The organism is Parabacteroides sp. (assembly GCF_977054455.1).
Genome location: NZ_CDRTCT010000018.1, coordinates 60,140 through 84,479, shown reverse-complemented (window position 1 = coordinate 84,479; position 24,340 = coordinate 60,140). Strand labels below are relative to the sequence as shown.

Here is a 24,340-nt window from a genome sequence, read left to right as displayed (position 1 = left end):
CTTATTCGAAAAACTCCAGGATGTATGGATTGTCTTCCATATCCCCTGTGATTGTATTGCCGAATTTGTCGCTGACCTCTTTACCATATTCAGAAAGCCGGTCAGGGGTAATGTAAAGCAACAGGCTGTTATCACTTTCTGTATCAGAAATACAGGAAAGAGTTGTTCCATACGAAAATTCGGTTGAAATATGTTGCCTGCCTTGTACCTTTGTCAGGTAGTCTGTTTTATATACGTCGAAATCTTCGATTCGTGGATATTCTTCCGGCCCTTGTCCTTGCTTGTTTAGAGCTGATACGAATTTACCGTTGTTATCGAAATGGAGAATATTTTAGTATTCATAGTCCAATTATTTTATAATAAGGGAGGAAATCCTGTTGTCTGTATTTTAATTCTTATTAGTCAGCGTGTCCTTGAGTAGGATGCTTTTCCTTTGACATCAGGTGATTTCCAGCCTTTTTTGTTTGTTATTAAATGGAGGTAGTCGAGGAGTTTCGTATTATTCTTCAATAATCCACTCCTCTATATTCCGCAACCTGTTACTGAAATTTATTCCGATCTTGAATAATTTCCGTGGGTCGGTAGCGAATGGAAGGGCATACTGCTTTTCGTTGATCTGTTTTAATGCTTCCTGAGCGGTGCCTTCCAATTTGAATTCCATCACGTAGATGTAGTCATTCGTTTTCAAAACCAAGTCGACACGTCCCATACTTGTATGATATTCGACTTGCGTATAAAAACCGGCCAGTTTGAAAACGATAAAGAGGACATTCTGATAATGTAATTCCAGTTGGCGAGCCAATTCGTATGGCGTATCGGCAAAGAAGCTTTGCAGGCGCCTGAGGAACGCATCGGATTGTCCTTTGCGGATTTCACTGACGAATTTCTGTATTTCGAAGGGAGATTCTATCTTGTTTATACTTGTATAGAATGGCATCAGGTATCGTACAAATCCTTCTTCCACTTCCCGATTAGGGAAACCTAACCGGTAGATACCGAATTCTTCATCATAACTTTTGATAGTCAGATACCCGCTTTGATAGATTACCGGAATAGGGTTCAATGAGTCTGCATAAATGCTGTTCAGTACATCCGCATTGGTTTCTTCGTTTGCCATGCGCTCCAGATCGTAATGGCTTCGCTTCAGCAGTTCAACCAAATAAGACGGCGTGCCGGTTTCGAACCAATAGTTTCCGAATTTATTATATTTGAATGTGTGGAGCAGGCTGAAGGGATTATAAATCCCGATGGTGTTTTCGACAAAGTGATAGCCATCGTAATAATCTTTAAGTTTGTCGCATGCTTCTTGATAAGTTATTTTTTGCGCCTTTGCGAGTTCATGAAGTTCTTCTTCCAGATTGTCATGTATCTCTTGTTCGGAAAGCCCGCATAGATCGACATAAGGTTCGCGCATGGAAATATCGTCCAGGTTGTTCAAGTCGCTGAACACGCTTACCTTTCCGAATTTGGTTACGCCGGTCAGCATACCGAATTTGATGTTGCCGTCCATCGTTTTCAAAACTCCGTAGAAAGGTTTCAGGGTGTTGCGGAATGATTGTTGGAGCTCTTCATTGCCAATAGCTTGTAACATCGGTTTGTCGTATTCGTCCACAAGGATAACGACGCGTTGTCCTGTCTGCTTGTTGGCTCGTTCGATGACTCCTGCAAAACGGAGAGAAAAAGAACGTTCGGATGGATTGGCCCCATAAAGGCTTTCCCAACCGGCCAATGTTTTTTCAAGCATATTATCGAGACTTTCCTGGCAATCGTATTTCTCGATATTCAGGTCCATGTGCAGGATCGGGTGCTCGATCCAGTCCTTTTCCAATTTTTCCATGGCAAGTCCTTCAAACAGTTCTTTCTTGCCTTGAAAATAGGCTTCGATAGTAGATATGAGCAGGCTTTTCCCGAAGCGGCGTGGACGGCTCAGGAAATAGTAGCTACCGGTTTTAATGATACGATAGATAAGTTCGGTTTTATCGATATAGAAATAACCGCCGGTCCGAAGCTTTTCGAAGTTCTGTACTCCTATCGGATAAATTTTATTGCTCATAACTATTCTTTTTTATTAAAAAATCACTCTTCAATAATCCACTCTTCAATATTCCTCAACCTGTTACTGAAATTTATTCCGATCTTGAATAATTTTCGTGGGTCGGTAGCGAATGGAAGTGCATACTGCTTTTCGTTGATCTGCTTCAGCGCTTCTTCGGCAGTGCCTTCCAATTTGAATTCCATCACGTAGATGTAATCCTTCGTTTTCAAAACCAAGTCGACACGTCCCATACTTGTATGATATTCGACTTGCGTATAAAAACCGACCAGTTTGAAAACGATAAAGAGAACATTCTGGTAATGCAATTCCAGTTGGCGAGCCAATTCGTATGGCGTATCTGCAAAGAAACTTTGCAGGCGCCGGAGAAACGCATCGGGTTGTCCTAACTCTATTTCACGGACAAATTTTTGAATTTCAAAAGGAGATTCTACCTTATTGACATTCGTATAAAAAGGCATCAGGTATCGTACAAACCCTTCTTCCACTTCGTGGTTAGGGAAGCCTAACTGATAAATCCCGAATCTTTCATCATAACTTTTGATAGTCAGATACCCGCTTTGATAGATTACCGGAATAGGGTTCAATGAGTCTGCATAAATGCTGTTCAGTACATCCGCATTGGTTTCTTCGTTTGCCATGCGCTCCAGATCGTAATGGCTTCGCTTCAGCAGTTCAACCAAATAAGACGGCGTGCCGGTTTCGAACCAATAGTTTCCGAATTTATTATATTTGAATGTGTGGAGCAGGCTGAAGGGATTATAAATCCCGATGGTGTTTTCGACAAAGTGATAGCCATCGTAATAATCTTTAAGTTTGTCGCATGCTTCTTGATAAGTTATTTTTTGCGCCTTTGCGAGTTCATGAAGTTCTTCTTCCAGATTGTCATGTATCTCTTGTTCGGAAAGCCCGCATAGATCGACATAAGGTTCGCGCATGGAAATATCGTCCAGGTTGTTCAAGTCGCTGAACACGCTTACCTTTCCGAATTTGGTTACGCCGGTCAGCATACCGAATTTGATGTTGCCGTCCATCGTTTTCAAAACTCCGTAGAAAGGTTTCAGGGTGTTGCGGAATGATTGTTGGAGCTCTTCATTGCCAATAGCTTGTAACATCGGTTTGTCGTATTCGTCCACAAGGATAACGACGCGTTGTCCTGTCTGCTTGTTGGCTCGTTCGATGACTCCTGCAAAACGGAGAGAAAAAGAACGTTCGGATGGATTGGCCCCATAAAGGCTTTCCCAACCGGCCAATGTTTTTTCAAGCATATTATCGAGACTTTCCTGGCAATCGTATTTCTCGATATTCAGGTCCATGTGCAGGATCGGGTGCTCGATCCAGTCCTTTTCCAATTTTTCCATGGCAAGTCCTTCAAACAGTTCTTTCTTGCCTTGAAAATAGGCTTCGATAGTAGATATGAGCAGGCTTTTCCCGAAGCGGCGTGGACGGCTCAGGAAATAGTAGCTACCGGTTTTAATGATACGATAGATAAGTTCGGTTTTATCGATATAGAAATAACCGCCGGTCCGAAGCTTTTCGAAGTTCTGTACTCCTATCGGATAAATTTTATTGCTCATAACTATTCTTTTTTATTAAAAAATCACTCTTCAATAATCCACTCTTCAATATTCCTCAACCTGTTACTGAAATTTATTCCGATCTTGAATAATTTTCGTGGGTCGGTAGCGAATGGAAGTGCATACTGCTTTTCGTTGATCTGCTTCAGCGCTTCTTCGGCAGTGCCTTCCAATTTGAATTCCATCACGTAGATGTAATCCTTCGTTTTCAAAACCAAGTCGACACGTCCCATACTTGTATGATATTCGACTTGCGTATAAAAACCGACCAGTTTGAAAACGATAAAGAGAACATTCTGGTAATGCAATTCCAGTTGGCGAGCCAATTCGTATGGCGTATCTGCAAAGAAACTTTGCAGGCGCCGGAGAAACGCATCGGGTTGTCCTAACTCTATTTCACGGACAAATTTTTGAATTTCAAAAGGAGATTCTACCTTATTGACATTCGTATAAAAAGGCATCAGGTATCGTACAAACCCTTCTTCCACTTCGTAGTTAGGGAAGCCTAACTGATAAATCCCGAATCTTTCATCATAACTTTTGATAGTCAGATACCCGCTTTGATAGATTACCGGAATGGGGCTTGACGAATCTGCATAAATGCTATTCAGTACATCCGAACTGGTCTCTTCGTTTGCCATGCGCTCCAGATCATAATGGCTTCGCTTTAATAGCTCAACCAGATAGGAAGGAGTTCCGGTCTCGAACCAATAATTGCTGAACTTGTTGTATTTAAATGTGTTGAGCAGGCTGAACGGGTTGTATATGCCGATGGTATTTTCTGCAAAATGATAACCGTCATAATACTCTTTGAGTTTGGCGCAGGTTTCTTCGTATGTCATGCCCTGTATGTCTGCCAGCTCATGAAGTTCTTCTTCCAAGTTGTCGTGTATCTCTTGCTCGGAAATTCCGCAGATGTTTACGTAGGGTTCGCGCATGGAAATGTCGTCCAGGTTGTTCAGATCGCTGAATACGCTGATTTTTCCAAATTTTGTCACTCCTGTCAGCATGGCGAACTGAATATAGCCGTCCATCGATTTCATTACTCCATAGAATGCTTTTAAGGTTTCACGATACTCTTTTTGTAAAACGTCATCCTCTATGGTTTGCAGTAAAGGTTTATCATATTCGTCTATCAGGATTACCACTTTGCGGCCTGTCTTTTCATAGGCTTTCCGGATGAGTGTGACAAAGCGGTCATCTATCGTTTCGTCTGATTGGGCAGAACCGTATTTCTGTTCATAGATGAGAAACTGGCGGTCTATCAGCCGGAGCAAGTCGTCTTCCGTATCGAATTTTTTTGCATTCAGGTCTAAATGCAGGATCGGGTGCTCGATCCAGTCTTTTTCCAGTTTTTCCATGGCAAGTCCTTCGAACAATTCTTTCTTGCCTTGGAAATAGGCTTCGATGGTAGATATGAGCAGGCTTTTCCCGAAGCGGCGCGGGCGGCTCAGGAAATAGTAGCTGCCGGTTTTAATGATGCGATAGATAAGTTCGGTTTTATCGATATAGAAATAACCGCCGGTACGAAGTTTTTCGAAGTTTTGTATGCCTATGGGATAAATTTTATTGCTCATAACTATTCTTTTTATCTATCTGAACTGTGTATTCAGTTCGTAATACAACAAAGATAGTAATGTTTCTTCGTATAGCCAAGCCTGCCCGATTGAAATGACTGAATGCCCGCTAAATAGAGAGCCTGCGGCATGTGGACGACGCTTCGTTTTGAGTGTTCCTCCCTTTTATTGATTTTTGTTTTTACTATTTTTGTAACATTAATAAACTTCTACTGTTTTAGTAGAGTAAAGATTCGGATTATGGCATTTTTTTCGAAAATACGGGAGCGTGTGGATGCTTTTCTTCATGATGAGAAGTTGAAGAAGAAGCTGTATATCATTATATTCGAATCGGATACTCCGATGGGTAAACTGTTCGACACCTGCCTGATCGGGTTTATTATCGCAAGCGTGTTGGTGGTGGTATTGGAGAGCATACGGTCTTTTTCATACCATTATACGTTGGGGCTACGGATATTGGAGTATGTGTTTACGGCTTTCTTTACTTTTGAGTACCTGGTTCGTATTTATTGCTCGCCAAAGCCCAAAAAGTATATTTTCAGCTTTTTCGGGATTGTGGATCTGTTGTCGACATTGCCGGTCTATCTGGGCTTTTTCTTTGCCGGAACGCGTTACCTGCTTGTGATCCGTGCGTTCCGGCTGATCCGTGTTTTCCGTGTCTTTAAACTGTTTAACTTCCTGAAAGAAGGTAATATGCTATTGAAGTCGCTCCGGATCAGTGCTCCGAAGATATTCGTGTTTTTCTTTTTTGTCTTGATCCTGGTGACTTCGATCGGTACGGTTATGTATATGGTGGAAGGAAACCGGCCCGGTACGCAGTTCGATAATATTCCGAACAGCATCTATTGGGCGATCGTGACGATGACGACTGTCGGCTACGGAGACATAACGCCGGTGACACCCGTCGGACGTTTCCTGTCGGCGATCGTGATGTTGATCGGTTATACGATTATCGCGGTCCCGACGGGCATTGTGTCTGCCACAATGGTTGGGGAACAACGTAAAAGAAGCAGGCTGGAATGTCCGCATTGCCATCGGACCGGACATGAAGAGGAAGCAGGATATTGTAAATATTGCGGTTCGAAATTGGATTCGCCGGAGACATAAAGATTCGGAATCTGTCAAAATAATTATTATCTTTGTCGCCATTTGATATAAATAATTAAGAAAGAAAATGGAAACAGTAGTAAGCGGCATTCGCCCAACGGGTAATTTGCATCTGGGGAATTACTTCGGAGCAGTCAAAGGATTTTTGCAAATGCAAAATGAGTATAATTGCTTTTTCTTTATTGCAGACTGGCACTCGTTGACTACGCATCCGCATCCCGATAACATCCGTAACAGTGTAAAGACAATCCTGGCCGAATATCTGGCTTGCGGCATCGATCCGGAAAAAGCGACCATCTACCTGCAGAGTGATGTGCGCGAAATTCCCGAACTGTATCTGTATCTGAATATGAATGCGGGAATCGGCGAGTTGATGCGTACTACTTCTTTCAAGGACAAGGCTCGTCAGCAGTTGCACATCGACCGTGTCAACACCACGGAAGGTGATGTGGAAAGGGAAATCTTCAACGAAAGCAACAAACATAGCGTAAGCGCCGGTTTGCTGACCTATCCGACCTTGATGGCAGCCGATATCATTATCCATAAGGCGGTGAAGGTGCCGGTAGGAAAAGACCAGGAACAGAATATGGAGATGGCCCGCCGTTTTGCCCGCCGTTTCAATGCCACTTACGGAGTCGAATGTTTCCCGGAACCCGCTTCTTTCTATTATTCCAGTAAGGCGATCAAAGTGCCCGGACTGGACGGGTCCGGCAAGATGGGGAAGAGCGAAGGAAATGCGATCTACCTGATCGACGATGAAAAGACAATCAAGAAGAAGGTGATGAAAGCCGTGACGGATGCCGGTCCGACGGAACCGAACAGCGTGAAGCCCGAACCGATTGCCAACTTGTTCACTATGATGGAAATCGTATCATCAAAAGATACTTTCGATTTTTTCAATGAGAAATATAACAATTGCGAGATCCGTTACGGAGATTTGAAAAAGCAATTGGCGGAAGACATCAATACTTTCTGCGCCCCGATTCGCGAACGTATCCTGGATATCCGTTCCAACGAAGACTATTTGGCGAAAGTAGCCCGCATGGGTGCCGAAAAAGCAAGCGAGAGCGCTGCAAAAACATTGCGGGAAGTGCGCGAGATTATCGGATTCAGAGGATAAGCATATTCCGGCTTTCTATATTTGGGGCACGGATTACACGGAACTCACGGATGAATGAAAATCGTGAAGTCGGTGTAATTCGTGTCTTTTTTATGTGTCTATGAGGATGATATTGTGCGATATAATTTATTAAAAACATAATAAAGAACCTGAAAATCGGATTATTAAATGGAAAACTACTTTACTTTGCAGTGAATAGAGACAAGTAACAAATGTATGGCGGCAATATCTGCGGGAGAGTTTGAACGTATTTTCAAGGAGCTTTATAGACCCCTGTGCCTGTTTGCACTCCGTTTTACCGAAAAAACGGAAGATGCCGAGGATGTCGTGCAGCAGGCCTTCGCCGATGTGTGGGATAAAAACAGCCATAATCTGGTAATTGCGAACTTTAAATCCTATCTTTATCAGGCGGTACGGAACCGTTCCCTTACGCTTATCGCCCAATCTTCCGATACGTTACAAACGACAGAATGCATTGCCGATATGGAGGACCTGTCGGAAGAGGAACAGATATATCAATCGGAACGGGATGCACGCCTTTGGGCGGCTATCGACGAGCTGCCAGCCGAACGGAAGAAGATATTTCTGCTTTCCAAGCGGGACGGATTGAAATATCAGGAGATCGCGGAGGAGTTGCATATTTCTATTAAAACAGTTGAAAACCAGATCGGAAAAGCGTTAAAGACTTTGCGGGAAACTGCCGTGCGGATTTATTGTTTCTTTTTTTCTTGAGTGAATAGGGGTTTTTTCAAATTTCCTGTCTTAGTGATAGAAAGGTTAAAATGTTTATGTATCACTAATGCAAAAAGGGAAATGAAGAAATTCGTATTATTTGTGATGTTGATGATGAGTGTGGCATCGGTGAGTGCGCAGCAATGGTCGCTGACGCCGGAAATTGGGATGACGGCTGTCAAGAGAGGTGGAAATTTCTATGTCAACGAACAGAAACCGGCTTGGAATGCTCGTTGGAAAATGGGAGTTGGTGTGGAGTTTGCCGTCAAACCGGATCGTTTTTCATTGAAATCGGGTTTGTATTACACCCAGCGGGGATATTCGAGACATACGATTTCGTTTGGGAGTATTTACCCGATGACAGACAATCAATCGAAGCCCACTTTTAATGAGAGTTATTATAAGACGAATCGGCATTTTTTGCAGGTTCCGTTGATGGCGAATTTATCATTCCGTTTAGCGGATAATGTACGGTTGAATCTGGCTGCCGGTCCTTATGTCGCTTATTCGTTGGGGGATAAAAATATAGGCAAGTATAACGAATATACGCCGGGTGATAGTGACGGTTATGGTTATGGAAGTTATGGTTCTGGCTCCTATTATTATGGTGGTAACGTGTATGGCGGCGGATGGTTGGGGCAAGGCTTTAGCCATGAAAGTTGGACACACGATAACACTTTCGACTGGGGACTATCGTTTCAGGTAGGATTGGAAATAGGTTCCTGTGTGATGAACGTCGGATACGATGCCTCTTTGGGCAAAGAGTATCAGTATGATTCGGTCGACTTGAAATACCATACCTTCAGCTTGTCTGTCGGGTATAAATTTAAATTAGGAAAATAGACAATGGAGGGTTTTATAGCGATTGTCCGTTGTCGATTATCAATTGTCAATTAGAATGATGAATAACGAGCAAGATGATAGATTTGAAAAACGCCTTCGTTTTGTAGCCCGGCGCTACAAAGAGGGAAGCCTGGATGAGGATAAGGCCTGGGAGCGGTTTGCCGCCCGGCAAGGAATCCGCCGCCAGGTCGCTTTCCGCCGTTACTGGATGGCGGCAGCTTCTGTTGTGCTCTTGCTTATTGGATTCGGTACTTTTTATATGAAAGATCGGAATAATCCCGAATGGGTATCTGTCGTTACTGCATCGGGACAGTTGAAAGATGTTTATCTGCCGGATAGTACGCTGGTCTCGATGGCCGGAAATTCGACACTCCGGTATGATGTGAAGAAATATGGAAAGGAAAGGCGTGTTGTGGAAATGACAGGGAAAGTTTTTTTCCAAGTGAAGAGGAATGAGGCACGCCCCTTTTCCGTTCATACGGCTCTGACGGAAGTGACGGTGTTGGGAACCAGTTTCCAAGTAAACGAGCAACCGGGCGTTACGCAGGTCAATGTCGTAACCGGGAAAGTCCGTTTTGCTGCTGGAGAAGCTTTGGAACCGGCTATCCTGACAGCCGGAATGTCTGCTTCTTATTCGGATGAGAAGAAAGAAATAAATATCGGAACGGAAGAAAAACCGAATGATCTTTCGTGGAAAACGAAACAACTGCGTTTCAATGATACGCCTTTGGAAAAGGTGATCGAAGACCTGGGGGATTATTATCATGTGAAGATCACGAATAAGACGGGTTCGCCGGATTCCCGGTTGACAGCCACATTCAATGACCTGCCTCTTGATGAAGTACTGATGGTTATCAATCAGACATTGGACATCCGGCTGGTGTCTCAGGCTGAAAAATAAGAATAATATATGTATCGTGTTTACCTGTTTGTCTTCGGGATTTGCTTGTGTTGCCCGCTGATCCGTGCAAAAGAGCCTTTGCCTCTTCCGGCTGATCCGACTCCGACTGTTACGTTGGATATGCGGCAGGTTCCGTTGCAGGATATCCTGCTGGAAATAGAGAGGCAGACCGGGATATTTTTTTCTTATGAATCGTCTATGTTGAAAGAGTACCAAAAAGTGTCTCTGAAAGTGCATGACGAATCTCTTTCCTATTGCCTCAAACGGTTATTCGATCCTCTGTCGGTTGTCTATCGGATGACAGGGCAGTATGTGATCCTGAAACGAAAGCCCAAGTTGTATACGATCAGCGGCTTTGTGCGCGATTCCGCTTCCTACGAGAGCTTGATTTCGGCGACAGTCATAGACCGGGTTTCTAAGAAAGGGTCTGTTTCCAACAATTACGGGTTTTACAGCATAACGTTGCCGCCGGGGAAAGTGGTGCTGACTTCCTCTTATGTCGGGTATGAACGTTGTACCGTCACCTTCGAGTTGACACGGGACACGATGATCGACCTGTCCCTGAAACAAGCCGGCACACTGGGAGAGGTGGTGGTCAGGGGAATTTCTCCCCGGTCGGAAGTCCTGAAAAGCCGGATCGGCGTATCGGATATTTCGGCGAGCCGGGTGAAGTCCTTGCCGGCTTTATTAGGAGAAGCGGATGTTGTCAAGACTTTGCAACGCCTGCCGGGTACGACAGTCGGTACGGAGGGGATGAGCGGCCTGTTCGTGCGGGGAGGGGATGGCGACGATAACTTGTTCCTGCTGGACGGAAACCCGATTTACCATACGGATCATGTCTTAGGCTTCTTTTCGGCTTTCAATCCGGATGCGATAAAGAATGCCACTTTTTATAAAGGAAGTTTTCCGGCGGAGTACGGCGGGAGACTTTCTTCCGTTATAGACGTTCGTACGAACGAAGGAAACCGGAAAGAGTATCATGGGAATATTTCGGTCGGTCTGCTGGCAGCACGTGCTAATCTGGAAGGGCCGATCATCAAGGACCGGTCGTCGTTTAACGTCTCTGTGCGCCGTACCTGGATGGAGTTGATAACCTGGCCGATAATGACTGCTTTCAATAAGAAATCCGATACGAAGGTAAAAGGAGGATATCATTTTTACGATATGAATGCAAAAGTCGATTATTCTTTTACAGACCGGAGCCGTGCGTATCTCAGTTTTTATATGGGAAGCGACAGCTACCGGAATGGGGAAGAAGCGAAAGACATGCATGGACAAGACTGGGATTTTTGCTGGCGTTGGGGGAACCTGATCGGTTCTGCCGGCTGGAACTACCTGATCAATAAAAAAATGTTTGCCACTTTTACGGCCGGCTATACCCGGTATCGCTCTCATATTATCCAGAAACAGAATACGTTTGTCTCATCCCAGGATTTGGGCGGACAGCTCTACTTCCAGGAGGGGCATTACCGTTCGGCGATGGAAGATGTAAGCCTGCGGGCCTCTTTTGACTATCGTCCGAATGTGGACCACCGTATCCGGATGGGAGGGGATTATCTGTTTCATATTTTTCGTCCTGAACAGAGCAATATGAGTTCCTGGTATAAGGATTCGGTCATTACGCAGATGAACAACACCGTCTTTTCGCATTCACTGATCCATGGACATGAGGTTTCGGCGTATGCGGAAGACGAGATGTCGCTCACCGACCGGCTCCGGGTGAATGCCGGCCTGCGTTTTACGCTTTTCCATGTGGAGGGGAAGACTTACCAGTCCCTTCAACCCCGTTTCTCTGCGCGTTATTTGTTGGGACGGAGGGTGTCGGCTAAAATATCCTACACGAAGATGAACCAGTATATCCACCGGTTGTCCAACAGTTATATCAGCCAGCCGACGGACATCTGGGTTCCGGTGACGGGAAATATCCGCCCGATGAATGCCCATCAGGTGACGGGCGGCCTGGCCTGGCACTATCAAGGTTTGGATTTCTCGGCGGAAGGTTATTATAAACGGATGAATAATCTGGTGGAATATAAGGATAACGGTCCCGCCTTGTCTGCTTTTGCCGGTTGGGAAGACCGGGTAGGAGTGGGAAAAGGACGTTCCTATGGGATGGAACTGATGGTTCGGAAGAAAGCCGGACGTTTCAACGGCTGGATCGGTTATACGCTTTCCTGGTCCGACCGCTGGTTCCCGGACGGAACGGTCAATAAAGGGCAACGTTTCCCTTCCAGGTACGACAACCGGCATAAGATCGATGTTGTGGCCTCCTACCGCTTATCCAAAAAGGTAGAGCTGACGGCCGCCTGGATGTATAAATCGGGTAACCATATCACCATACAGGATGTGAATTACCGTCCATCGCCGGATTTGACGGATGACAGGCACGGACAGGCTTTCGAATGGACGGGAGGTGCGAGTGCCAGTTCCCGGAATAACTACCAGTTGTCACCTTACCATCGCTTGGACTTGGGAGCTAATTTCTATCGTTACAAAAAGAACGGGCGTATGGGGATCTGGAACCTGAGCCTGTGCAATGCTTATTTTAAGCCGAATCCGTTTACCGTCCGTCCCCGGACTTATCAAAATGAAAGCGGGCGTGAGGTCGTATTGGAGCAGACCTTGTTGTTCCTCTTCGTCCCTTCCGTCTCTTATACCTTTAAATTCTGAAGTCATGAAGAATTGCCTGTTTTTGTTATACTTGCTTTTGCTTGCCGCCTGTACCCGCGATGTGGTGTTGGAACTGCCGTCTGTGCCTCCGCTCCTGGTGCTTAATTCATCTGTCTCGCCGGATGAGGATGTGACGGCTTTCCTGTCGAAAAGCTGGTTTATATTGGACACGATTACGGACGACGGTATTACGGACGGGACAATCCGGGTCTATGTGAACGACCGTCTGCAAGGAACGATGCAACCCATAGAAAATGACCGGTATACGGGGCAATATGCTTTACCCGGATGCCGTGTCGCTTCCGGAGACCGCCTGCGGCTGGAAGCGGCTGCACCGGGATTCGATCCTATAGAAGGGGAAACGCTTATTCCTGATCCGATAGAAGTACTTTCGGTCGATACGGTCCGCTTTTTCAAGTTCGGCTACCAGGGATATGAATATCCTTCTCTTCGTTTATACATTCGCTTCCGGGATGAGCCGGATAAACGGAATTATTATCGTTTGATGGTGGAGAAGATTACGGAATATCAGAAAGGGGACAGTGTGATAGTCGTCAGTTCCATGTATCATACGGATTATGATTTATATTCTTCCCTGGGCTTGGTCTATGAAGACCCGGTGTTCCGCACAACCGTTACGAATCCGGCTATAGACCAGTTGAACGGGAAGACCTGCCGGGGCACGTTTACCGATGACATGTTTGACGGAAACGAATATACCGTCCGTTCGTCTTTTTATCCCGTCGACTATTCGTATGCGGGCGATTCGGTTGTGACGACCGTACATTATGATGTCCGGTTGCTGGCTGTTTCGGAAGATTATTACCATTACCTGACGGTTGTACAGAACTTTTCCATCTCGTTGGGCGATGCTTATCTGGATGGGCTGGTCGAACCCTCGGCCACCTATACGAATGTGAAAGACGGCTTCGGTATCGTTGCCGGTTACCAGCTTTATCACCGCCGCTTCACGATGCCTTGCCGGGAGGAGGAACCTTACTGGAATCCGTTTGTCGTTTATGATTGATTTTAAAATTTTCCCGGATAGGATAGGGGTTTTTCCGTTTTTCCTGTCTTAAGGATGAAAAGTCAATGAAGATAAGATGAAGAAGTTAATTTTGAGAGGATGGTTTGCCTGTGCTTTTGTGTGTTTGAGTTGTTTTTTGATATCGGAGAAGTTGTCGGCAGAGGTAAACGGTGGAGATGAGGTTCGAACGGTTACATTGAACATGCGGGACGTTTCTTTGAAAGAGATCCTGGCAGAGATCGAGAAACAGGCCGGAGTGACTTTTTCGTATGAATCATCTTTGTTGAAAGAGTTTCGGAAGACGAGTTTCAAAGTGGAAGATGCAGCATTGGACGATTGCCTGGCACGACTTTTTGCCGGTTATCCGCTCGTGTACAAGAGGACAGGAAACATCGTCGTTCTGAAACGCAAACCCAGGCAGGTCACGATCAGCGGTTTTGTGCGGGATAAGACTTCCGCAGAATCCCTGGTCGGGGCTTCTGTGTATGATATCGGCAGCCGGTTAGGGATCGCAACGAATGCTTTCGGTTTTTTCAGTCTTACGATACCTGCCTCCGATGATTCGCTCCGGATCTCGGTATCCTATATCGGGTATGAAAACCGCAAACTCGGCTTTCCCGCGTTGGAACGCGATACGATGCTCACCTTGTTCTTACAGACGAATGCTTCGATCGGCGAAGTGGTGGTGACCGGCAATGAGCGTTCGTTGCGTTCGCCCGTCCACAATGTGCAGATGGGGGCTTTGGAGGTAAACCAGGCAACGATCCGCGCCACTCCCGCCTTGCTGGGCGAGGCGGATATTATCCGGACATTGCAGTTGACGCCGGGTGTGTCGATGGGGACAGAAGGCGTCTCCGGCTTATACGTGCGCGGGGGAAATGCCGATGAGAACCTGTTTCTGATAGACGGCAACCCGGTTTACCAGCTTAATCATTTGGGAGGAATATTTTCCGCTTTTAACGGCGAAGCGGTCAAAAGTATGGATTTTTATAAGGCGGGCTTTCCCGCCCGTTACGGCGGCCGCCTTTCGTCAGTTGTCGATGTGCAGACGAAGGAGGGGAATATGAAGGAATATCATGGTAGCGCGTCGCTCGGGTTGATTGCGGGGAACCTGAGCTTGGAAGGCCCGATCGTCAAAGACCGTACTTCTTTCTCGATCGCTCTGCGCCGTACTTGGTTCGATGTGATTACCGCGCCGGCACTGGCGATCTTCAATGCCGTGAAAAAAGATAAGAGTTACGACATCAATTTTCGTTACGCCTTTCATGATTTGAATGCCCGCGTGGACCACCGTGTCAACGACCGGAGCCGTCTCTTCGTCAGCATTTACAATGGTAACGATGTGTTGAAGGCCACAAGTGAAGACAAGCCGGGAAAGGATGGTTCTATCAGTAGCTATCTGGATAAAACGCATGTTTCCATGCGCTGGGGGAATCTCGTCGCTTCCGCCGGTTGGACGTATGCGTTCAATAACCGCCTGTTCGGTAAGATTGCCGGTTTCTATACCCGTTATAATGCGAAAATATCCTACCGCGAAGAAGAGAAGGAGTGGGATTATAATAACGAAGCCTACTCCTTGAGTTTCGATGAAACGGTCAGCGCTTCCGGCATCAATGATTTCGGTGTCCGCACGTCGTTCGACTATCAGCCGGTGTCCAACCATCATATCCGTTTCGGAGGCGATTATGTCCGGCATGATTTCCGTCCCGAATATAACCGTTTCCTGACGGAGGAGAGCGATCAACCTGATTCCATGCAGATCGGCAAAGTGTTCAGCAACGAGAAATTGCTGGCGCACGAGTTGTCGGCGTTTGCAGAAGACGATTGGACATTGACGCCTGCGCTCCGCCTGAACGCCGGAGTCCGTTTGAGCCTTTTCAATATCGACCGGAAGACCTATACCGGTGTGGAGCCGCGTGTCTCTCTGCGCTGGCTGCTTGGCAAAGACCTTAGTTTGAAGGCTTCCTATTCGAGGATGAATCAATATGTGCATCTTATCAGCAATAGTTTCCTCAATTTGCCGACCGATTCGTGGATGCCTGTCACCCGCAACCTGAAGCCGTTGATCAGCGACCAGTATTCGTTGGGCGCCTATTACAATTGGAAGGAACTGGATTTTTCGATGGAAGGATATTATAAGGACAGCCGCAATCTGCTCGAATATAAGGACGGGCACAGCCTGGTCCCCTCGTCGATCGCCTGGGACCGGAAGTTGGCTGCCGGAAAAGGACGTTCCTATGGGGTGGAATGGATGGTGAGGAAGCCTGCTGGACGTACGACCGGCTGGATCGGATATTCCCTTGCCTGGTCGGACCGCCGGTTTGACGAGCTGAACGAAGGACGCCGGTTCCCTTCCCGCTACGACAACCGGCATAAGTTGAATATTGTCGTCATGCATAAACTCTCGGAGCGCGTGGAACTTTCGGCCGCCTGGACCTTTACGTCCGGTAACTATACCACGCTCTCGACCGAAAACTACGAGGGGCTGAACCCGCCGTCCAAAGACCCGTATTATAGCAGTTCGGGGCAAGAGGAGTTCGACCTTTATGGCGATCGCAACAATTACCAGCTTCCGGCCTATCACCGTCTTGATTTGGGAATCAATATTTATCGCCCGAAGAAAAAGGGACGTATGGGGATCTGGAATGTCAGCCTCTACAATGCTTATTGCCGGATGAACCCTTTTATGATAGAAAAGACGGACGAGTATGATCCGGTTGAAATGAAGTCGTATCCCGTGTTTAAGCAATATAGTTTTTTACCGATAATCCCGTCTGTCAGTTATACCTATAAATTTTAAATGAAGATGAAGACGAACAAGATATTCCCGTTCCTGCTTTTGGGGGCAGCTTTCTTTCAGGGCTGCGAACAAATCGTTGACCTCGATTCTCTCAAGCCCGATCCGAAGTTAGTGCTGAACGGAGTCGTAAAAGCCGGTGAACCGGTACGTGCAAATCTTTCCCGTACCTGGTTTTATACGGATGGAAAACCGAACCTGACGATCCCGGGTGCAGATGTGAAATTATATGTGAACGACGTTTTGCATGAACAGTTGGCATTTGTCGCTCCTGCCGGAAAGGATCAGTCCGGTTCTTATGAGGCGGGCTATTCTCCTTCTGCAGGTGACCGTATCCGTATCACGGCTTCGGCCCCCGGCTATCCTGACATAGCCGTAGTTTCGGAACTTCCGCCGCCTATGCCGGTTGCCAATTGTCGGTTGCTGGCGCAGAAATCATTTATAATGGAGGATGATTCGGTCCGTTTGTATGATGTCGATTATACGTTTGAACTGACGATTGAAGATGTGCCGGATGTCGGCAATTATTATCTGATTTATGGAAAAGAATTCTGGCATGGCAGATATGGATATGGAGGCGGATGTGACGGCATCGAAATAAATGAGGGTGATACCGTTTATTGGACTTCTTCATACATCCGTTTTTCCGAAGAGCCGTTGTTCAAGAACGAGGTGACCGCTTTCGATTATATTTTCGGTACGGGAGCTACTTCGGACGACTATTGGGGGGCTTTTTCCGACGAGTTGATAGACGGAAGGACTTATACCATACACCTTCCTCTCGGATCGTATGGCCATACTCTTTATCTGAATAAGGAAGACCTGTCGATCCTTTATCCTAAAACGTTCCGTTTTTATCTACAAGCCATCTCGAAGGATTACTATGACTATCTGAAGACATTGCAGGAACTTCGGACCGGCTCTTTTACAGGCGATCTCGCGTCATCCGGCTTTGCCGAACCGATCCGCCTCCCTTCCAACGTAGAAGGGGGAGCGGGAGTGCTGGGAAGCGCGACCGAATGTATCTATGAGTGGGACGAAAGAGAGATTATCGGATCGTTCCCGTAATGTTTCCGTATCGCTTATTTTTGTCAGCCGGACGGGAATGCCCGCTTTTTCGGCTTCCTCGAACCCCTTACGTTCAGTTACCGATCCGGAACGTCCCGATCTTGCCTGCCGGGTAGAACATAAACTGGCGTTCCATCTTTCCACGGATCGGATTGTATTCGTAGTTGATCCCTACCCCGACCCTGAAGCCGCTATCGTTCACCTTGAATTCGAATGCTCCGCCTACGTTTGTATGGTTGTAGAACGGGTTCATCAGCATATGCGGGTTGTTTCTTTCGTTGTGGTCGTAAAACGTATATTGTCCCCAGCCTTTGACCGTCATCCAATCGGTCACATCGTAGCCGGCCATCGCATTGAACCCGCCCATGAATTGGGGGGAAGGATTGAACGGAGTGAAGTAGCGTCCGCCGAAAGCGCCTCCCGACAGGGAGAACCGGCCGTGTGTCCATAGCAGTTCCGTATTGATCCGGGTAAGGCCGCCGACGCCGGGCCATGTGTATTGTTGCCCGCTTGTGATAAAGTCCACTTGTTCGCTGACGGGAACGACCGAGACTTCGTGGAAGTCCAATGCCATAGGCGAAACGCGTCTCAGCATCGGTGTGTACGGATTGAAAAATGGCTGATAGGCGGCGGATGAAATAATCATGTCCATCGGGCGCTCCTGTTTATAGGCGGATCGGACCGGAAAGTCGGGTATGAATTCACGCAGCTTGGCTTCGATCAGTTGCCTGTCCGATGGCGTGTAACTTTTGTATGCGAGTTTGGGCAGGTTCAAGTCGAAAACCGCCCGTTTGGGCACTGCCACCATTTTGCCTTCTCTGGTTCTGATCCAGGTCAGGTCGGATTGTGCCTGCATACATAATGCGCACAACAACAAGATGATTAAACTTATTCCCCGCTTCATACAACAACTCATTTAATTTCTGCGAAGATAAAAATAAATTTAGATATTTGTGTATAAATAATGAAGATAGGTGCAACTATCCGGAAACCTGTTTCATCATATAATCAGAGAGTAGCAAGTATTTATGGAAGAACAACTGTTAATCGACGGATGTAAGCGTGGCGAAGCATCGGCTCGTAAGGAATTATACGAGTTGTACGCACCTGCCATGATGAGCGTATGCGCCCGTTACGTCCGCGACAGAGAGGTGGCCCGCGACTTGCTCCAGGATGGATTTATCAAAGTATTCACCAAGATACAGACCTATTCGGCGACAGGCCCGTTCGGTGCCTGGGTCCGAAGGATTTTTGTGACGACGGCGCTCGAATACCTCCGTAAATACGATGCTCTCCGGTCGAGTGCCCCGATTGATGAATATGGAGAACAGGTTGAAGATGTGGATGCTTCCGTGCTGGACCGCTTGTCGGCCGACGAGCTGTTGGAGTGCATCTCCCGGTTGCCCAACGGCTACCGGACCGTCTTCAACCTGTATGCCATCGAAGGATATACGCATAAGGAAATAGCGGCTATGCTTCATATCCAGGAGATCACTTCCCGCTCCCAGTTTACGCGGGCAAGGAAAGCATTACAGGAAATGGTTCAATCTTTAATAGCGCAGGACAATGTCAGCAGAAACAGAACATAATAAGCAATTAGACCTGTTCAGTTTGAAGGTCAAGCAGAAGCTGGAAGATCACCGGTTGCCCGTCGATGCGGGATGCTGGGAGCGGATCGAGGCGGAGGTGGCCGGACGTCCGCGTCCTTCCGCCTGGCGGATCGGGGGCTGGATAAGCGCCGTTGCCGCGGTACTTGCCTTGTTGCTCGTGATACGCTTGTACCAACCCGACTCCGATCCTGTTCCCGCGTTTGACGCGGGATCGCAAAAGAACGAACAGGTGGCCGAAAGGACGAATCCTGAGAAAAAGGATATTGAAAAGCAACAACCGGAAAAAGGCAACTCCTTTGCGATCCCGCCTCAAGCGCGGGGACGGATGGTTGCCTACGAGGAAATCCGGGTCGAGGTGGAAGAAGTCGAACTCCCGGATAAGGCGGAGGTCGCACAACCGGAGGTGGAAACTCCCGGCGTACGGCATCGAGGGCCGGAACCGGAAAAACACCGTGCCGGCAATCTGATTGCGAGGGCGGACCGGCCAAAAGCAAAAGACGGCAAATGGCAGATCGGGGCCAGTATGGGAACGGGCGGACATTTTTCGTTGGGTATGGAGTTGGATAACAGTCCTCAAGACGAAGTGGTCAATGATCCTCAACCCGGCTTGCCTCTTCCTCCCGGACCGTCTGTAGATGAGAAGCCGGATCCGGATGTGAATGGCGGCCCGGAGACTTTCTCGCATGTGGATTGTGCGCCGCCCTTGTCGTTCGGGTTAATGGTCCGCAAGAATCTGAACGACCGTATCGGCTTGGAAAGCGGTCTGGTCTATACCTATTTGTACTCGAAGATGAACGAGGGGCGGATGGCCGGCCGCCGTGCAACATTGGGGCTTCACTATTTGGGTATTCCGGTCAACCTGGTGGTCAAGCTATGGGACCATCCGGATTGGAACGTGTATCTCTCCGGCGGCTTTATGGTGGAAAAAGGCCTGCGTTCCGTTTATCATGTGGAAGCGTATGGCTTGCACGGATCTGAATCGGCTACCTGCCGTTCCGGCATTGGCGGCCTGCAATGGTCGTTGAACCTTTCTATCGGCCTTGCATACCGTTTCTACCGGGATTGGAGCTTGTACCTGGAACCCCGTTATTCTTATTATTTCGACAACAACCAGCCGGTGAGCTATCGCACCGAGAACACGACCTTGATAGGCGTCGGAGCCGGCGTGCGCTTCGAGTTCTGAACGTCAATGGAAATGCCTGAACTATCATGCGGTTCCGCTTGTTATACCATAATAATTACTTAAATAAAAACAGGCGATGAAATTCTTTATTGACACGGCTAATCTGGATCAGATCCGGGAAGCAAACGAGTTGGGTGTGCTCGACGGCGTTACCACCAACCCCTCTTTGATGGCGAAGGAAGGCATTAAGGGAGTGGAAAACCAGCGTAAGCATTACATCGAGATCTGCGAAATGGTAGACGGCGATGTGAGCGCCGAAGTGATTGCCACGGACTACGAAGGCATGATCCGGGAAGGTGAGGAGCTGGCCGGACTGAACCCGCATATCGTAGTGAAGGTCCCTTGCATCGAAGCCGGGATCAAGGCGATCAAGTATTTTTCAGGCAAAGGCATCCGCACGAATTGTACGCTCGTCTTTTCTCCGGGACAGGCATTGCTGGCGGCCAAAGCGGGTGCGACCTATGTCTCTCCCTTTGTCGGCCGTTTGGACGATATCGCGAGTGACGGGATCGAACTGGTGCGCAAGATCGTCGAGATGTACGATTACTACGATTACGAGACGCAGGTCCTGGCGGCTTCCATCCGTTCCACCCAACATATCATGCAATGCGTGGAAGCCGGCGCCGATGTGGCGACCTGCCCGCTCTCCGCCATCAAAGGCTTGTTGAAACACCCGCTCACCGATAGCGGCCTGGCGGCTTTCCTGGCCGACTATAAGCGGGTGAACGGATAATTTCCCCTTTATTCACTCCTTAGACTCCTTACCGGGTTGTTCGAGGCGGCCCGGTAACTATGCCAGCCTACCGTCAGCAATGTGATGGCCAGGACGATAACGCCGCCCAGCAAGAAATAGAGCGGGGAGATGCTCACCCGGTTGGCGAAACTTTCCAGCCAACGGTTCAGCAGCACCCAGGCAAGCGGCGTTGCGATCACGAATGCTGCCGCTATCCATGTGATGAATTGCCGGATCAGCAGGAACAGGATGCTTCGGGTACTGGCCCCGTTCACCTTCCGGATGCCGATCTCTTTCGTCCGTTGCTCGGTCGCGTACAAAGCCATTCCGAACAGGCCGAAGCAGGTCAGTAAGAGGCTGATGACCGAATACATCAAGAGCAGGTTACCCATATCGGTCGTCCTCCGGTTGCGTTGCATGAATACGTCATATACATCTATGTAGGTGAAGTATTCGCCCGGATTTACTTTTTCCCACACTTCCCGTATCGTTTCCAGCCCCTTCTTTTTCTGTTTTTCATTCAGCTTGACATAGAGTATCCGGTAATTCTTTGCACCGGCATTGTTGAGGTAGACCAGGGACGGCATCGTTTCCTCTTCCAGCGTGTTGATATAGTGATCGCTGACGATTCCGCAGATCGTGCAGGCTTGTTGCGGGTCGTTTGCCTGATCACCGTAGGAAAACTTGTCGTACCGGCTGACCGGTTGCCCGACAGGGTTTTCGCCGGCAGGGATCAGGATGTCCGCATATCTCCGGTTTATATAGACCGGCCGGTCATATTTCCGCATCGCTTCCTGAGGAGTCACCCCCTGGAGTATTTGCAGGCCCAGGGTTTGCAGGAGGTTTTCTTCACCCATATATTGGACGGACGAGTAGTAAGACTCTGATCCGTCCTTGTTTTCGATCGTGATCTGTTGGAGCCAGGCGAAGAGGATGGAGCCGCCGGCACGTGTGACCGAAGCTATTTCCGGTCTGTTCTTCAGCTCTGCCGCGAATGTGCTGGCATCCAGGTTCCCCCCTTTCCAGCTTCCGATTTCGATCAGGTTGCGGTAGCATTCCCCTTTCTTTTGCGTCAGTTTCAATTGCGCATGGATGGTGAGTGTTCCGATCACCAGTCCGATGGAGATGATATACTGCATGACGGAGAGGGCGGTGACGATCCTTCTTTTTTTGTTTCCGGTGAAGAACAGGCGGTAGTTGCTATCCGTCAGGTTCGCGATTTTCCGGCTCATGTAGCAAGCGGGGATAACGGACAGGATCAGGATCAGTCCGCAGATAACGGGTAGCACCTGCCTGTTCAGGAAAAATCCGGTGGTGATCCTTCCGGACATGATCCGGTTGAAAACGGGGATCAGGTCGTGGGCGATCAGCAACGAGAGCAGGAAGGCGATGCCGACCGTGAGGAATGTGTCCAGGAACAATTGGTAGTTCATCTCCGCTTGCGTGGCTCCCATCAGCTTCTGCGTGTGTATGATCCGTATCTGTTGAAGAACCCGGGAAAAGCTGAGGTTGATATAGTTGGAGCAGGCGATCAGCAGGATCAGCAAGGCGGATATCAGCCCGATGAGCAGCAACGTTTGTTGGGAACGGGCGACATAAGGAATCGACTCCTGCGTGTAGTGCTGGAAATAGGATTCCTGCAAGGTGTAGAAATAGTAACGCCCTTTCTCCTGTTGCAGGGTAGGGACTCCGTCCGCTTTTATCTTTTGGGCGAATTGTTCTTTGTCGAACGTGGGGGAGACTTTCAGGAGGGTGACTCCTCCACCGTAATAATCCTGCCCGATACCGGTAAGCATGTCGAACTTGAGGTAGGACTGGGGATATTCTTTCAATACGGCGGCAATTTGGAAAGGACGGGAAAGGGGTGTCGTTTCGTCCTCATACCGCATGCCACCGTCCGCCAGGTCTATTTGGACGATCTTTCCTACGGGGTTTGTCTTTCCGAACAGTTTCCGGGCGCACGATTCGCTTAATGCGGCTTTGCCAGGGGCGGAAAGGGCGTCATGCAGGTCGCCGTATAGCACTTCATACCTGAAGAAATGGGCAAAAGTGGTATCTGCGGTGGTGATCAAAACCGGTTCGTATTGTTTGTCACCAATGGTGACGGAGTTGCAATCGATCGAGCTGAAGCGCAGGTAATCTTCCACTTCCGTGTATTTTTCTTTTAGCTGGACAGGGATAGAGCCGTCCACATACGAAACGATCTCTCCCGATTTCAACGGCGAATCCTGTGCCATATAGACGATTTTCTTCTTGTTCGGATTATCCGCCTCGATGTTGAATTCATAGATGACGAAGGCGGCCAACAGATTCGTGCAGGCAATCCCGATCGCCAGGCTGACAATCGAAATGATGGAAAACGTTTTATTACGCCACCAACTACGGAGGACCAGTTTGAGTGCTACGGCTTTCATGACTTTTGCTTTTAATACGGATCAAAGCTATCCCCTTTCTGTGGATGCCGCAAAAGATCGTTCTTTTTTCTTCGGGGAAACCGGAAATTTGTCTAATTATTGGACAATGGGATCGTCATCGGATGAAAGGGCATTTTTGTTTTTATGCAAGTGTAATTTGTTTTCGACAATGTCGAGAATATACACGGCAACGTCAAGAATATATACGGCATTGCCGAAAAGATATGCGACATTGTGGGAAACAAATTACACTTGCATCTGATTGCGGATTTCTTGGCAGAAAATAATAATTTTGTAATCAGAAAAAAAATGAAACTATGCTGGATGGGAAAATAATCCTTGTGGATGATAACGAAGCGGTGCTGAAAACGTTGAAGGTGATTTTGGCACGCGAGTTCAAAACGGTGGTGGGAGTTTCCGTCCCGACGCTTTTGCCGGCTCTGTTGCGTGAAAATGATGTCGATATCGTCTTGTTGGATATGAATTTCGGAATCGGACGGCAGGATGGAAGCGAAGGGTTGTTCTGGTTGGAGCGTATCGTCGACCGCCCCGACCCGCCTCAGGTGGTCTTGGTCACGGCTTTCGGGGATATCGAACTGGCCGTTTCCGCCTTGAAAAGGGGAGCGGCCGATTTTGTTGTCAAACCTTGGGATAACGATCAGTTGGTGGCGGTTTTGCAAGAGGCTTTCCGGCGGAGGCGGAAGGGGCAGGCTGTCTTGCCGGCCGGCTCGCCTTCGCCCGGGGCGGACGATCCGCATATCGGAAAAACGGCTTCCGCATCTCGGCCGGTGACGTTGGAGGAGATGGAGAAGCAGTTCATCCGGGAAGTGTTGCGCGAGAATAACGGCAACCTGACTCTTTGTGCCCAACGGTTGGATATCAGCCGGCAGACGCTATATAACAAGATGCGGAAATACGGTTTGTAGCG

Annotated in this window: 19 protein-coding genes; 13 read left to right on the top strand and 6 right to left on the bottom strand. The window is 48.0% G+C overall.

Features of this window, described 5'->3' with window-relative positions:
* Window position 1 precedes the first annotated feature (1 nt).
* The 4 genes from ACW6QF_RS10635 to ACW6QF_RS10620 form a co-directional block, all read right to left on the bottom strand.
* Complete coding sequence (locus ACW6QF_RS10635; protein ID WP_456087825.1) at window positions 2-328, bottom strand: 6-bladed beta-propeller; 327 nt, start codon at window positions 326-328, stop codon at window positions 2-4.
* A 171-nt stretch (window positions 329-499) separates the two neighbouring features.
* On the bottom strand, window positions 500-2,053 hold the full coding sequence (locus ACW6QF_RS10630) for an ATP-binding protein (protein WP_456087801.1): 1,554 nt from the start codon (window positions 2,051-2,053) through the stop codon (window positions 500-502).
* Window positions 2,054-2,076: 23 nt separating this feature from the next.
* Window positions 2,077-3,630 carry an ATP-binding protein gene (locus ACW6QF_RS10625; protein WP_456087800.1) on the bottom strand — a complete coding sequence of 518 codons (1,554 nt, stop codon included), beginning with the start codon at window positions 3,628-3,630 and terminating at the stop codon, window positions 2,077-2,079.
* Window positions 3,631-3,653: 23 nt separating this feature from the next.
* Window positions 3,654-5,207, bottom strand: a complete 1,554-nt coding sequence (locus tag ACW6QF_RS10620) for an ATP-binding protein (protein ID WP_456087799.1) — start codon at window positions 5,205-5,207, stop codon at window positions 3,654-3,656.
* A gap of 240 nt (window positions 5,208-5,447) precedes the next feature.
* On the opposite strand from ACW6QF_RS10620, the gene ACW6QF_RS10615 reads away from it, so the two are divergent.
* From ACW6QF_RS10615 to ACW6QF_RS10575, 9 genes are all read left to right on the top strand, one after another.
* Window positions 5,448-6,314, top strand: a complete 867-nt coding sequence (locus tag ACW6QF_RS10615; RefSeq protein ID WP_298551325.1) for an ion transporter — start codon at window positions 5,448-5,450, stop codon at window positions 6,312-6,314.
* Window positions 6,315-6,381: 67 nt separating this feature from the next.
* A complete protein-coding gene (trpS, locus tag ACW6QF_RS10610) occupies window positions 6,382-7,434 on the top strand; it encodes a tryptophan--tRNA ligase (RefSeq protein WP_298551323.1) in 1,053 nt (350 codons plus the stop codon).
* Window positions 7,435-7,650: 216 nt separating this feature from the next.
* Window positions 7,651-8,166 (top strand): RNA polymerase sigma-70 factor, encoded by a 516-nt coding sequence (locus tag ACW6QF_RS10605; RefSeq protein ID WP_298551321.1) that lies wholly within the window; start codon window positions 7,651-7,653, stop codon window positions 8,164-8,166.
* 81 nt (window positions 8,167-8,247) lie between these two features.
* Complete coding sequence (locus ACW6QF_RS10600; RefSeq protein ID WP_456087798.1) at window positions 8,248-9,009, top strand: outer membrane beta-barrel protein; 762 nt, start codon at window positions 8,248-8,250, stop codon at window positions 9,007-9,009.
* 55 nt (window positions 9,010-9,064) lie between these two features.
* Window positions 9,065-9,910, top strand: coding sequence for a FecR family protein (locus tag ACW6QF_RS10595; RefSeq protein WP_456087797.1), 846 nt, complete (start codon window positions 9,065-9,067; stop codon window positions 9,908-9,910).
* Between the two features lie 9 nt (window positions 9,911-9,919).
* Window positions 9,920-12,580, top strand: a complete 2,661-nt coding sequence (locus ACW6QF_RS10590) for a TonB-dependent receptor domain-containing protein (protein WP_456087796.1) — start codon at window positions 9,920-9,922, stop codon at window positions 12,578-12,580.
* A gap of 4 nt (window positions 12,581-12,584) precedes the next feature.
* Window positions 12,585-13,607 carry a DUF4249 domain-containing protein gene (locus tag ACW6QF_RS10585; protein ID WP_456087795.1) on the top strand — a complete coding sequence of 341 codons (1,023 nt, stop codon included), beginning with the start codon at window positions 12,585-12,587 and terminating at the stop codon, window positions 13,605-13,607.
* Window positions 13,608-13,683: 76 nt separating this feature from the next.
* The gene (locus ACW6QF_RS10580; protein WP_456087794.1) at window positions 13,684-16,407 is read left to right on the top strand and encodes a TonB-dependent receptor domain-containing protein; all 2,724 of its coding nucleotides are present in this window, start codon (window positions 13,684-13,686) and stop codon (window positions 16,405-16,407) included.
* 6 nt (window positions 16,408-16,413) lie between these two features.
* On the top strand, window positions 16,414-17,472 hold the full coding sequence (locus tag ACW6QF_RS10575) for a DUF4249 domain-containing protein (protein ID WP_456087793.1): 1,059 nt from the start codon (window positions 16,414-16,416) through the stop codon (window positions 17,470-17,472).
* Window positions 17,473-17,545: 73 nt separating this feature from the next.
* On the opposite strand, the gene ACW6QF_RS10570 is transcribed toward ACW6QF_RS10575, so the two are convergent.
* On the bottom strand, window positions 17,546-18,376 hold the full coding sequence (locus ACW6QF_RS10570) for a hypothetical protein (protein ID WP_456087792.1): 831 nt from the start codon (window positions 18,374-18,376) through the stop codon (window positions 17,546-17,548).
* Between the two features lie 124 nt (window positions 18,377-18,500).
* On the opposite strand from ACW6QF_RS10570, the gene ACW6QF_RS10565 reads away from it, so the two are divergent.
* The 3 genes from ACW6QF_RS10565 to fsa all read left to right on the top strand — a co-directional run bounded on the left by ACW6QF_RS10565 (window position 18,501) and on the right by fsa (window position 20,998).
* Window positions 18,501-19,061 (top strand): RNA polymerase sigma factor, encoded by a 561-nt coding sequence (locus ACW6QF_RS10565; protein WP_298551309.1) that lies wholly within the window; start codon window positions 18,501-18,503, stop codon window positions 19,059-19,061.
* Window positions 19,039-20,265, top strand: a complete 1,227-nt coding sequence (locus ACW6QF_RS10560; RefSeq protein ID WP_456087791.1) for an outer membrane beta-barrel protein — start codon at window positions 19,039-19,041, stop codon at window positions 20,263-20,265. The genes ACW6QF_RS10565 and ACW6QF_RS10560 overlap by 23 nt, the downstream gene beginning before the upstream one ends.
* Window positions 20,266-20,341: 76 nt before the next feature.
* Entirely contained in the window at window positions 20,342-20,998 is a 657-nt protein-coding gene (fsa, locus tag ACW6QF_RS10555; RefSeq protein ID WP_456087790.1) for a fructose-6-phosphate aldolase, read from the top strand.
* A gap of 8 nt (window positions 20,999-21,006) precedes the next feature.
* On the opposite strand, the gene ACW6QF_RS10550 is transcribed toward fsa, so the two are convergent.
* Window positions 21,007-23,412 (bottom strand): ABC transporter permease, encoded by a 2,406-nt coding sequence (locus ACW6QF_RS10550; RefSeq protein ID WP_456087789.1) that lies wholly within the window; start codon window positions 23,410-23,412, stop codon window positions 21,007-21,009.
* A gap of 317 nt (window positions 23,413-23,729) precedes the next feature.
* Here ACW6QF_RS10550 and ACW6QF_RS10545 point away from each other — a divergent pair, with 317 nt between their 5' ends.
* Complete coding sequence (locus ACW6QF_RS10545) at window positions 23,730-24,338, top strand: response regulator (RefSeq protein ID WP_456087788.1); 609 nt, start codon at window positions 23,730-23,732, stop codon at window positions 24,336-24,338.
* The last annotated feature ends 2 nt before the right edge of the window (window positions 24,339-24,340 follow it).